This window comes from Erysipelothrix enhydrae (genome assembly GCF_035066605.1).
In the GTDB taxonomy this organism is placed as follows: domain Bacteria; phylum Bacillota_I; class Bacilli_A; order Erysipelotrichales; family Erysipelotrichaceae; genus Erysipelothrix; species Erysipelothrix amsterdamensis.
On sequence record NZ_CP125807.1, the window covers coordinates 874211 to 890243 of the forward strand.

The following is a 16033-nucleotide window of genomic DNA, read 5'->3' on the forward strand; positions in this document are numbered from 1 at the left end:
AAACCAAAAAGAACAATTTATACAATCAGGAGATAGGCTAAAAGAAGATCATCTAAATGACGTAGGGATAAACCAGTTAACTCATTAAACTTATCAATACGATAATTGAGTGTGTTTCGATGGATAAAGAGTGCTTGTGCAGATGAAGTTACATTGCCTTCATGATTCCACATACATATGATCGTTTCAACCATTTCATCTTGAGATAAAATGAGTTGTCGAATTGACGATCCAATTGAACTTGATCTGATTTTTGGCGTCACATATGCTTTCAAATAGGTATTCGCAAAGGTGTTGATACGTGTTGGATATCCAGATTTATGAAATAATAACGTCTCTTCTTTAAAGAGGGCAATAAGGTCATCATGAAGCATTCGATCCGCTCCTATATATAAGGAAGTGTTTGTGGAAAAATCATCATCAAGTGCAGCGATAAAACCTTCAAGAGATTCGATGTCATAATTTCTAGAATCTAAGACAATAATACCCGAATGATTATTAATATAGAAAGCATCAAGAGGTGTTGTAAAGAAGTGTTTGAATGTTTTTAGCCACAAGTCATGATTCTGGTTTAAATATTTCACATGGAAATGAACGAAATGGTAGAGCTTATTAGACGTGATATTTAAAGCTTCTCCATTAATAAGGTGTTGATACCACATTGAATTTTGATCTTTTTCTTTAAACATTAAGGATAGTAAATCTTTCTCTGTTTGGTTGAGAACAGAAAGGCTAATCATCAAATATTGATGTCCATCATAAAGGACAAATTCTGATTCGGACGCATTATTAATTTGGCTCATACGAGCACTAGGGTAGAGTTTTTGTAAGTCGTTAAATGTCATATGGTCTCCTTGCACAATTTCTTTGTTCAACAATACTATATCATATTTGTAACCGCTTTATTATAATGGGATTAAGAAAGTAAAAGGGGATAATAGTATGGCAAATATTAGCTTAAAGAGTATTTATAAACGTTATGATAAAAATGATCATGATACGGTAGTGGATTTTAATCTAGAAATTCAAGATCAAGAATTTATTGTGTTTGTTGGTCCATCGGGATGTGGTAAATCTACAACATTAAGAATGATCGCAGGTTTAGAAGATATTACTTCTGGTGAATTGTGGATTGGTGATCGTTTGGTAAATGATGTCGAACCAAAAGATCGTGATATTGCGATGGTTTTCCAAAACTACGCTTTATATCCTCATATGACAGTATATGATAATATGGCATTTGGTCTTAAGATTCGTAAGATGCCGAAAGATGAGATTGATAAGGCTGTAAAGAATGCAGCAGAGATTTTAGGTTTAGACACATATTTAGATCGTAAACCAGCGGCTCTATCTGGTGGTGAACGTCAGCGTGTTGCACTTGGACGTGCGATTGTACGTGATGCAGAAGTATTCTTAATGGATGAGCCTTTAAGTAACTTGGATGCGAAACTCCGTGTTGCAATGCGTGCAGAAATCACAAAACTTCATCAACGTCTTAAAACAACAACAATCTATGTTACCCATGACCAAACGGAAGCGATGACAATGGCTGACCGAATTGTAATTATGAAAAAAGGTATTGTCCAACAAATTGGAACACCTAAAGAGGTTTATAATTCACCAAATAATGTATTCGTAGCTGGCTTTATCGGATCACCAGCCATGAACTTCTTTAATGGTCGTGTTGAAAATGGCCGCTTTATCGCAAGTGAAAATCTAAATGTTCCAATTCCAGAAGGGAAATATAAAGTGCTCCAAGATAATGGATACGAAGGAAAAGAAGTTATCTTCGGAATTCGTCCAGAAGATATTCACGATGAACCACTTGTTCTGGATTCACAACCAGAATCAATTGTGAAGGCATTGATTTCTGTATCAGAGTTATTGGGGGCTGAAACGATGGTTCATGCTTCAATCGATGGACAAGACTTTATTTCTCGTCTTGGAGTTAATGAAGCATACAGCTCAGGTCAAGAAGTCGAACTTTCAATGAACTTAAGTAAAGGTCACTTCTTCGATATCGATTCAGAAAATATTATTAAGTAGGTTTTATTAAAGGAGACACAGTCTCCTTTTTCCCATATAAATAAGGAGAAACTATGAAAGAGTATAAAAATATTATCTATATCGCATTAGGTTTGGTTCTTTCTGCAATTACTTATGGATTAAGCTTTATTTTACCTCTTAACTTTTATTCGATGTTAGAGTTTTTAGCATCTTTAGTTTTATTGGGAATTGTGTTGGTTGGACTTGGAAATGTGATTTTAGGTCGTAAAGAGAAAAAACATCCTAAAAGCAATCATAAGAAACAACGCTCGGAGTTGGTCAGTGTTTCTACGGATATGTTTTTTATTGTATTACCGATGTTGATTCTTATTGTGTATAATTATGTTACTCGCTAAAACAAACGGTTTGAGTTGCGATTCGTGAACGAAAATCACATTTATAATCGAATTTTTGAAAGATTGGTAATTATGCAAAAAAATGCGTTTTACCCCTTGCATTGCCTACGTGTTATGCTATAATAAACAAGCAAACACGAAAGATATTGGGCCATAGCCAAGCGGTAAGGCATCACACTTTGACTGTGACATTCCCTGGTTCGATCCCAGGTGGCCCAGCCAATATGACTATAAACGTAAACGATGTACTTCGTTTACTTTTTTTTATATTTTTTGTGAATTTAGTTGTTGTTGAAGAAAAACACTGAATAACGAATATACCTAAATTTACGATTTTTTCCTCCGAGAATCTTTGGAAAAACAATCAGAAATGAGGAAACCATTATTGATGGAGCATTAATAGTCGGATTCCGAAAATAAGGAGAAATTGGTGCAATCATTCTTGCACCAGATTATCAGGGACAAGGATTCGGAAGACAAGCTATGCTTGAAATAGAACGAATGTACCCTAAAGTTAAAAAATGGAAACTTGACACGCCTTCAGAAAGTTTTGGACTTCATAAATTCTATGAAAATCTGGGTTATGTGAAGACAGGAGAAATTGAAGATCCAAAAAGTGATATGAAAGGCTTCGTTTACAAAACAAATGGTTTAATGAAGTGAGCATTTCCTTTCTTCGCAATCTGTAATCAAGGTCGTGTCAAATAAGTGGGAAAATTTGTTATAATATACGTGATATTGCCGGAGGTGAATCATGGATAAAGCGCTTGAGTTAAGAATTGCACGAGATAATAATGTTGAAGTAGATTATGAACTATACCTAGCTGAATCTAAGCTCGTCAAGTCAATACTTAAAAAATCGATAACAAATAATTACGATTATGTTTGGAAAATTCTAGCGCTCTCAGAGATTCCATTTTCCTCTTCATTAATCGAAACAAAAGATTTAATTGTTACAATTAAAAAGAAAATGTTCACGGAGGAAGGGATGTCAGTATTGGGATCCTTCGAAGAAATCGTACCATGCTATAATGCTATGATAGCTGAGGCGTTTATAAAACTTGGATTATGGGAGGATGAATGTGTCAAGGTATCAATTGAATGGATTTTGAAATATCAATTATTTGAAAGAGGAACGACTTCTAAGTGGTCTGGCTCGGGTGTGGAAAAGTACGGAGGATGTCTAAAGAAGACTCCTTGTTTTATTGGCGTTTGTAAGACTTTGAAAACATTGCTTTTATATAGAAACGCAAGTAAGTCACAAGATTCACTTTTGAATAAGAGAATTGAAGAAGGAATATCTTACTTTACAAAACATAATTTGTATCAACGACTATCTACCAAAGACCCAATTAATAAATACATGGTTCAGATTTCGTTTCCTCAGTCCTATGTGCTGAGTCCTATTGATATACTTGAAACGGCATTTCTAGCTAAGCTCATAAACACTGAAATAGCTGATTCACTAATTTGTTTGCTTGAAAAAAAGAAGGTTGATGGTTTTTTTATAACTGAGTACAATTACACTGCAAAGGGATTCACAGCTTTTGATAAAAAAGGTAAACCCGCTCTTTGGTCAACATATATTATTAACTACTTCTTGAAATCGATATAGTAAGAGGTTTGGTCCAAAATTTGAAATGTTCTTTACACAATGTGTAATCAAATATACCTTGACCGACTAAGGTCATAATTAGATAATATTAACAGATTAAATCATTTCTGATTCGATTTAAGTTCGTGTAACTTACCTATATCGAGCCAATATGATAATCAAGCAAACAATTTTTATTGTTTGTTTTTTTTATACTCGTTTGGATGATCGATACAATTTGAAATGTCATTAGATTGAGAACCTAAGTGATACATATATCTTCACAATACTCATTTTTGAAAAAAAATATAAATGTGACCAACCAAAATTTGGAGCTTGTATTGTGTATTCGTATCTAATCGAGTCTTTGCGAGCGATTCTTATAATTTTCGAAGAATTCTTTGCTGTTTTGATATATGTTTAATATGGACTATATTTAGTTTGTGTAGATTACTGCTAATCTATAGATTTAATTTTTAAAAATTAACCAACAGGTATAAAAACCTCAAAATGGTAATGGATTCGCTTTTATCGTAAAAATTAACCCAAATAGGTGTAAAATGAGTAATAATGTTTTAATATTTCAATCTTATAAATGGAAGTTTATTACAAATTCGGACAGTATCATGTCATATGAATCTTAATTTTCTACATCGATGTTACATTTTAAACACATCTAATAAAGGAGAATTAAGATGAAAAATTTAAGAAAACATATTTCAAGTTTTATCTTAGTAGCGATGTTGATGGTAAATGTCGTGAATATCAGCGATAGTGTGAAAGCGGATTATAATCCAGTCGATCTTTTGGGAAATCATAGTTCGGATATTTTATCACCATCATACCAGGTAGGTTTTTTCCCTGAAGTCACCGATCCAACTTCTTTGTCGTATCCAATAGTATATGAACTTTATTTTGAATATGGAACAGGGACTTTTGAACTCATAGACACGGTAATTTGCGAAGACGAAGTTGATGTAATGGAGAAAGTTACATTTAAATTAGTTGATAACGTTAATATGGACTTGGTTCAATCGCACATTTTAATGGTGAATAAACAAGTGGGTGTTACAGCTAAGAGTACGTTTGACTCGTCAAATCGATTCTATGCAGATTTTTATGCAGAGGGTGGGTCATTTGAGGATGGTTCAAACACTTACTCAATGCCAAGCTTCTTGAATCAACTATTAACGTATGATCCAGGTTATAAAGAGCCAACTCGTCCGGGATTCACATTTGTCGGATGGGAAATGGATTACGCGGGTAGCGGTTATATGTGGGATTTAGATCACCAATTGGTAGATTGGCATGAAGATTTATTTGCAGTATGGTCTGCTGAGCCAGTTATTGTGGATTATGCAGTATCATATGATGCGAATGGAGCAGTAAGTGGTGATGTACCAAGTGGAACACGTGTTGAAGAAAACACAGCGTATACAGTTCTTGATACACTTCCAAATTTAGTTAATCCAGGATTTACATTTGATGGTTGGAATACATCACAAGACGGAAGTGGAAAAGCTGTTCAACCAAATGATTCATTTACAGTTACTGGAGATACAGTATTCTATGCACAATGGAAAAAAGACATTGTTCCAGCAGTGAAGTACTCTGTATCATATGACGCGAATGGTGCAACACAAGGATCTGTTCCAAGTGGATCAACTGTCGAAGAAAATACAGTTTATGAGATTCTTGGAAATATAAACAACCTATCATTCGATAACCATGAATTTGTGGGTTGGAATGATAAGGCTGACGGATCAGGTAAACATTATGATGCGAAAGATACATTGACAATTACATCAGATAAAGTACTTTACGCACAATGGGAATTAGAACAAAAGCCAATTCCTATAGAACCTGAAGTAACAGAGCCTGAAGTAACGAAACCTGAAGTGACAAAACCTGAAGTGACAAAACCTGAAGTGACGAAACCCGAAGTAACAAAACCAGAAGTAACACAACCAAATATTCCAGGATTTGAAGAAAATACAACACCTCAGAAATCACAAGTTTCAGGAATCGAAAGCAATGTTCAATCTCAATTACCCAATACAGGAGTAAGTACATCGAAATTCCTTCCTTCATTAGGATTAGGAATTGCGTTAGCAGGTACAGTATTGATGGTATTAAGAAAAAAGAACGAGAATTAATTAAATGCAAATAAAAAGATGACCACACTAAACCAGGAGTGTTCGTCTTTTTTTAGTAATGAATACAAAAAATCGGATGTTTAATAATGTAATTTGATTCACAAACTAAATTATCTTTATAACATTAATTTGTTGATTAGTGACATATCAACTACTTTTAAACCAGATGAAAATATAATGAATGCATGGAGGTAAGGGTATGAAAAAACAAAGTACTTATGCTAAAAAATCATTGGTAATCATGTTATGTCTTATGCTCGGCGTGGGAACCGCTCAAGTTGCATTCGCAAATGAAGACACTGAATTTATTTCAGAAGATTCCGTTGTAGCAATAGAGGCAGCAGATCAAAAACAAGAAGAAACAACAGAAGTTGTGGAAGAAAACGAAACTATAGAAGGTGAAGAATCTAAAGAAACGAAACCTGTTGTAGAGGAAGAAAAAGAAGAAGAAACTGTTGAAGTAGTTGAGGAAGTAGACGCTGAAGAAACTAAATTAGAAGAAACTATAGAAGCTCCTACAGAAGTTGAAAAAATCGAAGTTACTGAGACAACTGTAAAAGAAGCAACTCAAGTAGATACAAAAAAAGATGTTAAAAGAGTTAAAGCAGTAAAATACGATCTTGGAGCAATTAAAAATAAAGCAGAATTAGAAGCTGCATTCACAGGTGCTCTTGAAGGTGACGTTATTACTTTAGCTGCAGAATTTGTTGCTGAGGATATGACACTTAAAGCACCAAATGCAAATATCATTTTTGATGCAAATAATGTGACTTGGAAAAATTCAACCCTTGAGATTGTTTCGGAAAACAATAAAACAATCACGATTAAAAATCTAATCATGGATGGATCTGGTCATACCGGGAATTTATTACGCGTTAATAACCAAGTAGGAACTGTTAACTTGTTTAATAGTACCTTTACGAATAATGATGGTACTCCAATTACTGCAAATTTAATGGCAGGAACAGAGATGAACGTCGATGGAGTATTAATTACTAATAATATCGGTAGAGTAGGTGGATCTGCGATCCAACTTTCTGAAAACAGCCGTGGTACGATGAATATTACAAATAGTACTATTTCAAATAATACAGGGAAAACGGGTGGTTTTACTTCAGGAGCAATCGGAAGTAAAAACTTCTACGGTAATATAAATATCGAAAACACTATCTTTAGTGGTAACCATAATGACTCAATTAATACCGGAGTATTTGGTGGTGGTGGTGGAGCCATTGCATTCCATTACTTCCGAGGAAATATGACTATTAAACAAAGTTATTTCAAAGGCAATAAAGCGGGTGGCGATGGCCACTCTGAAACCTATGATGGTGGTGCAATTTATATCTTTGACGGACGTGACGGTGCAACCGTAGATATTGACCAAACAACCTTTGCTTATAACGAAGCAAAAGATGATGGTGGGGCAATCTTATTCCAAGGTACTGGTAACCCTGGATTAACAACCAATATCCACAACAGTACATTTTATGCAAATAAAGCAGGTGGAACCGATGGTGCGAATTTACCAGGTGGTGCTATCATGTACTTTAAAAACGGTGGTTCTTCGAAGATGACAAATAGTGTTTTGGGAACTACACTTGTGGATAATATTGCAGGGAATGCAGATTCAACCATCGATTATAAAGGTGGTGCAATTTCTTTAAGTGGTGCAGGGGTATTTGCGACTGCATCATTAGCTTACAAAGGATCGCTTTTCTTAGGAAATAAAGTATATGTAAATGGAGTTATTGACCCAACGTCTAAATTTAAAGACATTTCTAATAGCTCATCTACGGTAATGAGAAATGGTAATATCCTAAATGTTGAGCAAACTATAGTCGAACTTGCCGCTCAAGCAAAGAAAGATATCTTTGGTTATAAAAATGTTGGTCTAAGTCGTGATCAATCCGAATTGGTTGCTGGTATTGAAAGTGAAATTATTCCTACTATCGCAATTCGTCCAGAAGGTCCAGCAGATGATGCATTCCGCGGAGGAAATACTGATGGATACGATCAACGTGGTAAGAAACGTTTAGCTGATATTGGCGCTGTAGAAATCCTATGGATTAACTATGATGCTAATGGTGGCGACTTCGACTTAGAAGAGATGAATGATTACGAAGGTGAAACATACTATGAAAAAGATGCATCTTCAAAAGTTGTTTCATATTATGATATAACTTCTGCTGATTCTATTAAAGAAGAACAAACAGAAGATAGCATTCATCCAAAACGTACAGGATACAAGTTTATGGGTTGGGCAAAAGAGAAGGATGCAACAATTCCTGATCCAGACTTTAACACACGGAAACCTGTAAAAGTTGAAGATGACAGTCTACGTTTATACGCTGTATGGCGTGTAGGCGATGCGTTCACAGTAACATATCATGGTAATGGAAATACGAATGGTGTTGAGCCAACAGATACCAATACCTATGATACAAATGAACACGCAATTGTTCTCGATCAAGAATCATTAGTTAAAGAAGATTGGACTTTCGTAGGGTGGAATACATTCGCAGATGGTACAGGAACTGACTATGCTAAAGATGCGAATATTACAATGACTCAAAACGTAGATCTTTATGCGCAATGGGAAGAGGATGTTCCTCCGGTTACAGAAAAATTCACAGTTGCCTATAACGGCAATGAAAACACATCTGGAACAGCACCTGTTGATACTAAAGAATATGAAAAAGGAAAAACAGCAACAATTCTTGGAGCTGGAGATCTTATTAAAGATGGTTACGAATTTATTGGATGGAACACCCAAGCTGATGGAAAAGGTGACACAGTAAGTGGCACAATGACTGTTAACGAAGATGTTACACTTTATGCACAATGGAAAAAAACAATTGTTGTTGTAGATACATACACTGTTGTATATGATGGAAACGGCAATACTTCCGGAAATGCACCGATTGATTCACATCCTTATGAAAAAGGTGAGAATATCATTGTTATGGGTTCATATAACTTAGTTAAAGAAGGATTTGATTTCATTGGTTGGAATACTCAGGCTGATGGAAAAGGTAAAAATTATGGTCCTGGTGATTCAATTGAAGTAGCTGGTAATGTTAGTTTATTTGCACAATGGAATAAAACTGCAAAACCCGTTGATCCAATAAAACCAATTGATCCAACGAAACCCGTTGATCCAACGAAACCTGTTGATCCAACAGATTTACCTCAAACAGGGGTATCTGATAGTAATGCTGCAATGGTTGCAAGTCTTACTTTAGTTGGATTAGGCTTGGTACTTGTTAAAAAACGTAAACAAGAAGAAGCTTAATTAGCCTTGATTTATTAGAAGCTTAGCATTTAAGATGCTAAGCTTTTTTTAAAGTCTAACTGCGAATCTGTCGTTTGGGTATGAAATCTGTCTATTCAGAACAGCATCACACTCATTGCTTTTTCATGTGATAGAATATTTTTAAAGTGAGAAGGAGAAAATTATGAAATTAGAATTTAATCAAATTAACAAGTTTTTTGATGAACATCATGTTCTTAAAGATATTTCTTTTGAAGTTAATAGTGGCCAAATTTTTGGTTATCTTGGACGTAATGGTGCTGGGAAAACAACATCAATTCGAATTTTGATGGATGTTTTCAAGTCAAATTCAGGTTCTATTACGATGGATGGAAAACCATTCAATCCTGAAGATTACCGTATAGGCTATCTGCCTGAAGAACGGGGTATGTATTCCAAAACACGCGTTAATGATCAACTTGTTTACTTTGCAATGCTTCGAGGTGCCACACGTGATGAGGCATTGACTTCTGTAAGCTATTGGGCGAAACAATTTAAGATTGAAGAGTATCTTGATCGAAAATTAGAAACCTTGTCAAAAGGGAATCAACAAAAAGTACAAATCACTCAAGCATTTTTAAATGATCCAGATATCTTAATTTTAGATGAACCTTTTAGTGGATTGGATCCTGTTAATTCTCAAGTATTTCAAGATGCATTAACAGATTATATTGCAGATGATAAGATCATCATCTTCTCAAGTCACCAAATGAGCTATGTTGAAACGTTTTGTGATGACATTGCGATTATTAATGAAGGATCAATAGTTCTAAATGGATCCCTTAATTCAATTAAAAAGGAACTTGGTAAAGATAAAATCCGTATACAAGCACGTAATTATGATACGAAGGAATTAATGGAGAAATTACGTACTGATTTGGTTTCAGTTGAATCGGATGAAAAATCGGTTATTGTTTCCTTATCAAAAGAATTATCAAAGAAATCGTGGATGACATCTATCATTGAATCCGATATTGATTTGAAACTCTTGTCCGATTATGAACCAAGTCTTCAAGATATTTTTGTAGCAAAGGTAGGAGATCATCATGAATAAACTCAAAACGGTATTTAAATTTGAATTATTAGAAATGTTGCGGAAGCGGAGTGTTAAAGTTACGACTTTAATTATCTGTCTAGCAGTATTGTTGATAACATCAATTCCAACAATTCAATCTGTGTTTACGGATGAGAAGTCAGAAGATACTCAAACAAATGAAGTTGTCCCAGAAGAACGAAATGAATGGGGTTTTATTTTTGAAGATAGTTCAGTCGATAAAGAAAAATTTACTGTACTACTCGGACTTGATCATCTTAAACAATTTGATTCCGAAGATGCTATGAAGACGGCTCTTCTTAATAAGGAAATCAAAAAGGGATATATTGTTTACAATCGTACCTCATATAAGGTTTTAACGATCGATAAGGATATGTTTGGCTTTGAGGACAGTATTATCGAGGATACTTTAAAAACAATGGCAGTCGATGAGAATTTTAAAGGAAGTAATATCGATGTAGCAGATGCACGTAATGCAATGAATGTTTCAATTACATCTGAGATTGAGGCAATCGGAAAAGACTCATCTCAAGGTTTCTTTATTGCTTATGTTATTCTATTTGCGATGTATATGTTGATTCTTTTCTTTGGTCAATCTGTAGCAACTTCTGTTGCGCGTGAAAAAGATAGTAGAACTATGGAGTTACTCATTACAAGTACGGATCCGAAAGTGCTTATTTTAGGTAAAGTGTTTGCGATGGGTGCTGTTGGTATACTACAAGTAGGTATGATTTTATTATCAGTATTTATCGGTTTTATGCTAAACAAAGTAAACTATGATCCAGATATTTTAATGATGGTACAAGGTTCACTAACCGTATCTACTGCACTTGTATACTTGGTGTTCTCAATTGCAGGGTATATTTTATATCTCTATATTTTTGCAGCATTGGGATCCTTGATTTCTAAAGTGGAAGATGTAAGTTCTGCGACAACACCAATTACATTGTTGTTTGTTATCGCGTTCTTTATCGCTTCAAGTAGTTTAAGTGCTCCGGATAGTCAATTAACAATTATTAGTTCTTATATACCGTTTGTATCATTATTTACAATGCCAATTCGTTTTATGTTAACTTCGGTAAATTGGATCGAAATTGTTATATCAATGGCGATTATGATTTTATCAACATTAGCAATTGCGAAGATTTCGGTTTATATTTACCGATTCGGATCTTTAAATTATGGAAATAAATTAAAAATCAAAGATATCTTAAAAGCAAAAAAATAACTCTCACGAGTTATTTTTTTTGCTTTGTAATTTCTAAGATATTTGTATAATTTAGAATACGATCGGTGCAACGATGTTTTGAAGCACGGCTACGATACTCCAGCCTGCAACGCGACTTGTGCGGCTATAGATTTTTAAATCTGTTTTAATTTCTTCGCCTTCAAGCATAATACGGTGCTCATCACCAACGTAACCTGGAATTGCATTGATCTTAAGGGTTGTGTTTTCTGGTCCAGCACTTGCAAGTGCAATGGCTACAGAAACGTTAACGTGTGTTGGTAATGCAGCAATTGCTTCTTTAGTTGTTCCTGAGAATACTTCAACAGGTTCTTGCGTATCGATTAATCCTTCGCGATTTAGTGATGTATGTACTAATGCACGAGGGGATTTCATGCCTGTCATCTTTACGTTTACAGGACTCATGAGAGTAGCAGTACGTAAAATATCAAATCCTCCTACTGCTCCACTTGCGATATGAACTTTTTTACCTGTCTCACGCGCAACATCTTGTACGTGATTATAGAATGTCGCATCAGCAAATGCCCCAATTGATAAGACAACTAGATTTGAACCGGAACGTAGTACTGTTTCAGTGTAGTCAACAACTGATTTTACAGAAGCTGCTTCCGATGTATAATCTGGCTCAAGTGCCATTAGTTCTTCAATTGTAGAACATGCTTTACAACCATAGTAGTTTGCGAATGCAGCGGTACGAAGTGGGTTTCGACCTAATACTCCAACAAGTTCATATTCAGGAAGATAACCATCTACCCAAGCTTGAGCTACGATATCGTTTAGAAATCCTGGCCCAATTAACGCTAATTTTAATTTTTTCATAATAATTCCTTTCCTAATTTATATAAGTATCTTAACATATATTTCATCAAGTGAACCGGTTTATAAGGATTTTGTTTCGGGAGGTCTTTGTTTAGTCATTTGTTTTGATGGAAACAAATTCAAAAGTAGTGGGTGTCTCTGTTAATAAGGAACCATAGTACTCACTATTTATTGGTAGTGGTGTATAGAAAAGATTCTTCACTCTATTTTCTAAAAGTTCCAGTACAGAAAAATGTTGAAAATCTTTTTCGATACGAAGATCAAAATATTTTATATAACACTCTTTAAGACACCAGATTTCGTAGAAACTTTGGATGCCGTGATGTTTTACATACTCAGCTTCTTTGTGATGGTAAAACCGATTTGCGATTTTCAAGTAGTCTATATTCTCTTCGAATTTTTGTATGTCAATACTGATTGGATTCAGACTAAATGCGTAAGTGGAAAATGCCGCAGTAATAGTTTTACTATAGTAAAAATCATTGTTTAAGATAATGGGTTTTCCATTTGCAGTTTTATAAAGATACCAAGTGTTATCGAGTTTGTATCGTTTCGTAAAATCTTGAATACAAGCATCAAGGGTATGAAGTTTGGGCTCTTTTGTTTGATAAATAATGACGTGATTTTCCATAGAGTCCTCCTTATTAATGCAAGCATAGCACTATTGTTGTGTATTTTTTGTACACTTAAGAATCTATAAGTCGTTCTTAAGATTGTGTTAAGAAAGCGAATGTTATAATTGGCACGAAATAAAAGGAGTTTTATGATGAATCATATATTAAAGCATCTCGAACTAAGTGCAGAACGTTATCCAGATAAAGTTGCAGTCATTGAACCAAACCAGACAATAACTTATAAAAATCTGAATAATAAAGCTCGTATCGCGGCAACATGGTTTATAAATCAATTTGAAATGAATAAACCGATTGTTATTTTTAAGGAGAAGGGAATTGACACACTTTCACTAATGTTTGGTGCAGCGTACGCATGTTGTCCTTATGTGATTGTTGATCCCTCACAGCCCGATAATCGGGTTAATTCTATTCTCAAAACATTAGAAACGAATTGTATTATTGGCGATGATGATCAAAAATATCGTATCGAAGAATTTGGTCCAAACTTTAAATTTGTAAATTTTAAAACAGTGCTTTGTGGAAAATCAGAGGATTCGTTGATAGAGAATCGATTGTCAGCGCATATATCGACAAATCCACTCTACATTCTTTTTACATCAGGATCCACAGGTGATCCGAAGGGTGTCGTTGTTTCACATCAATCTGTAATCCGATTTATTCGCGATTTTACAGATAAGTTTCGTTTTTCTTCACACGATGTTATTGCGAATCAGGCGCCCTTTGATTTTGATGTTTCGGTTAAGGATATTTATAGTTCGATCATGAAAGGTTCTACCTTAGTGTTAATACCTAAATCTTATTTTACAAATCCTGTAACCTTATTGGACTTTATTTGTGAATCGAAAGCAACTGTACTAACGTGGGCTGTATCAGCGTTATGTCTAGTGAGTCAATTAAAGGGTCTATCCTATCGGAAACCAAATCAGTTGAGACAGATTATGTTCAGTGGAGAACGTATGCCCATTAAACATTTAGAAAAATGGCGTGAAGCCTGTCCAAACACTGAGTTTGTAAATCTATATGGACCAACTGAAATTACATGTAATTGTACTTATTATGTTTTAGAATCTGAACGAGTTTATGAAGAGGAACTTCCAATTGGCAATCCGTTTTATGATGATGAAGTATTTCTTCTAAATGAAAAAGATGAGCTTGTCAAAGATTCAGAGATGCTTGGCGAAATTTGTGTTGGAGGTTTGAGTTTAGCGCTAGGATATTTTAATAACCAAGAACAAACTGATCGAGTATTTGTTCAAAACCCATTGAATCCATATTATCGAGACATCATTTATCGTACTGGGGATTTAGGATACTATAACAAAAATGGCGAATTATGTATTAGAGGTCGTAAAGATTTTCAAATAAAGCATATGGGTCATCGAATTGAGTTGGAAGAAATCGAACGTAAAATCGAGGAGCACCCAAATGTTTCAAGAGCCTGTTGTATATATCATGAAAAAAAATATAAAATCTATGGCATCTACCACGGGAATCTCGATGTGAAGGCACTTATTTCATATCTTGAAACAAAGCTACCACATTATATGATTCCAAATACATTTATACAGGTGCATCAAATGCCCTTAACAAAAAATGGGAAAATCGATCGTCAACTCTTAAAATCGGAAGTAGGGATACAAGTATGAATCTGAAAGAACTGTGTACATTTAACAATGAACTCAAAACACCATGTTATATCTTCGATGTTGATTTTTTAGAAGAACATGTCAAAGAAATCAAGGCATCATTACCGGATAATACAAAGTTATGTTATGCAATGAAAGCCAATCCGTTTTTAGTTGGTATTCTCGACAAAATGGTGGATTCATTTGAAGTATGCTCTCCCGGAGAATACCGAATTTGTAAAAGGAATAATATTTCCAATCGAAAAATAATTCTTTCTGGGGTTTATAAAAATTCTGAAGATATCAGGGAGATTATACAGATGGAAGAGCAACCCATCTATACAGTCGAGTCAATGAAACAACTGGAATTACTCAACGATTTATCAGCTGAGTATCAAAAACAGATAAACGTAATCTTACGACTCACGAGTGGGAACCAGTTTGGTATGGATGCTTCCGAAATTGAACGGGTATTGAATCAAACAAATGAGTACCGCTTTTTAAAGTGGCATGGAGTTCAGCTTTATTCAGGAACACAAAAGCATAAGCTAAAGAAGGTACAGAGCGAACTTGAATTGCTAAAATCATATATTGAAACATTGAGAAGTCGTTATCAAATAAGTCTAGCATGTTTAGAGTTTGGGCCAGGATTGGGCGTTCAGTATTTCGAATCAGATAAACCAACACTTTCTGTTTCTGAATTTAGTTCCGTTCTGAAAAATCTCAATTATGAAGGAACAATTGTTTTAGAAATGGGACGAATAATTGTTGCGGCGTGTGGTACATACTTGACGCGTGTTGTAGATATAAAAACAAACGACATGAAGCATTATGCGATTTTAGATGGCGGCATTCATCATGTAAGTTATTACGGCCAGTTTTTAGGAATGAAGTGTCCAAATATTGAGCGTATAGCTATGAATAAATCGCCAGAATTACATGGTCAGTGGAATTTGTGTGGTTCTTTATGTACCGTAGCAGATGTTTTGGTAAAAGATTACGAAACACCACTCGCACTAAATGATGTTGTGGCATTTAAAAATGTAGGAGCCTACAGCATTACTGAAGGAATTAGCTTATTCCTAAGTAGAGATCTTCCACAAGTAAACCTATACCGTAAACAAACAGGTATTGAGATCATTAGAGATACAATTGAAATAGATAGACTGAATTCAGTTAAGGAGAAATAAAC

The 16033-nt window shown here is 34.7% G+C and carries 13 protein-coding genes and 1 tRNA gene; 11 read left to right on the top strand and 3 right to left on the bottom strand.

Annotated features, from left to right (window positions below):
- Positions 1–17: 17 nt before the first annotated feature.
- Entirely contained in the window at positions 18–845 is an 828-nt protein-coding gene (locus LLS04_RS04370; protein ID WP_323610468.1) for a helix-turn-helix domain-containing protein, read from the bottom strand.
- Between the two features lie 97 nt (positions 846–942).
- On the opposite strand from LLS04_RS04370, the gene LLS04_RS04375 reads away from it, so the two are divergent.
- The 9 genes from LLS04_RS04375 to LLS04_RS04415 all read left to right on the top strand — a co-directional run bounded on the left by LLS04_RS04375 (position 943) and on the right by LLS04_RS04415 (position 11744).
- A complete protein-coding gene (locus tag LLS04_RS04375) occupies positions 943–2046 on the top strand; it encodes an ABC transporter ATP-binding protein (protein WP_323610469.1) in 1104 nt (367 codons plus the stop codon).
- Between the two features lie 53 nt (positions 2047–2099).
- On the top strand, positions 2100–2402 hold the full coding sequence (locus LLS04_RS04380) for a hypothetical protein (protein ID WP_323610470.1): 303 nt from the start codon (positions 2100–2102) through the stop codon (positions 2400–2402).
- A gap of 147 nt (positions 2403–2549) precedes the next feature.
- Positions 2550–2624, top strand: a tRNA-Gln gene (locus LLS04_RS04385).
- A 216-nt stretch (positions 2625–2840) separates the two neighbouring features.
- Positions 2841–3065, top strand: a complete 225-nt coding sequence (locus LLS04_RS04390; RefSeq protein WP_323612135.1) for a GNAT family N-acetyltransferase — start codon at positions 2841–2843, stop codon at positions 3063–3065.
- Between the two features lie 91 nt (positions 3066–3156).
- A complete protein-coding gene (locus tag LLS04_RS04395; protein WP_323610471.1) occupies positions 3157–4017 on the top strand; it encodes a hypothetical protein in 861 nt (286 codons plus the stop codon).
- Between the two features lie 674 nt (positions 4018–4691).
- Positions 4692–6152 carry an InlB B-repeat-containing protein gene (locus LLS04_RS04400; RefSeq protein ID WP_323610472.1) on the top strand — a complete coding sequence of 487 codons (1461 nt, stop codon included), beginning with the start codon at positions 4692–4694 and terminating at the stop codon, positions 6150–6152.
- Between the two features lie 199 nt (positions 6153–6351).
- Positions 6352–9444, top strand: a complete 3093-nt coding sequence (locus LLS04_RS04405; RefSeq protein WP_323610474.1) for an InlB B-repeat-containing protein — start codon at positions 6352–6354, stop codon at positions 9442–9444.
- Positions 9445–9607: 163 nt separating this feature from the next.
- A complete protein-coding gene (locus LLS04_RS04410; RefSeq protein WP_323610477.1) occupies positions 9608–10516 on the top strand; it encodes an ABC transporter ATP-binding protein in 909 nt (302 codons plus the stop codon).
- Positions 10509–11744, top strand: a complete 1236-nt coding sequence (locus tag LLS04_RS04415) for an ABC transporter permease (protein WP_323610478.1) — start codon at positions 10509–10511, stop codon at positions 11742–11744. The genes LLS04_RS04410 and LLS04_RS04415 overlap by 8 nt, the downstream gene beginning before the upstream one ends.
- A gap of 51 nt (positions 11745–11795) precedes the next feature.
- Here LLS04_RS04415 and LLS04_RS04420 read toward each other — a convergent pair whose 3' ends face one another.
- Positions 11796–12581 (bottom strand): aspartate dehydrogenase domain-containing protein, encoded by a 786-nt coding sequence (locus LLS04_RS04420; protein WP_323610479.1) that lies wholly within the window; start codon positions 12579–12581, stop codon positions 11796–11798.
- Positions 12582–12672: 91 nt separating this feature from the next.
- Entirely contained in the window at positions 12673–13212 is a 540-nt protein-coding gene (locus tag LLS04_RS04425; RefSeq protein ID WP_323610481.1) for a 4'-phosphopantetheinyl transferase family protein, read from the bottom strand.
- Between the two features lie 135 nt (positions 13213–13347).
- On the opposite strand from LLS04_RS04425, the gene LLS04_RS04430 reads away from it, so the two are divergent.
- Both LLS04_RS04430 and LLS04_RS04435 read left to right on the top strand, forming a co-directional pair.
- Positions 13348–14862, top strand: a complete 1515-nt coding sequence (locus tag LLS04_RS04430; protein WP_323610482.1) for an amino acid adenylation domain-containing protein — start codon at positions 13348–13350, stop codon at positions 14860–14862.
- On the top strand, positions 14859–16031 hold the full coding sequence (locus LLS04_RS04435) for an alanine racemase (protein ID WP_323610483.1): 1173 nt from the start codon (positions 14859–14861) through the stop codon (positions 16029–16031). The genes LLS04_RS04430 and LLS04_RS04435 overlap by 4 nt, the downstream gene beginning before the upstream one ends.
- Positions 16032–16033 lie beyond the last annotated feature (2 nt).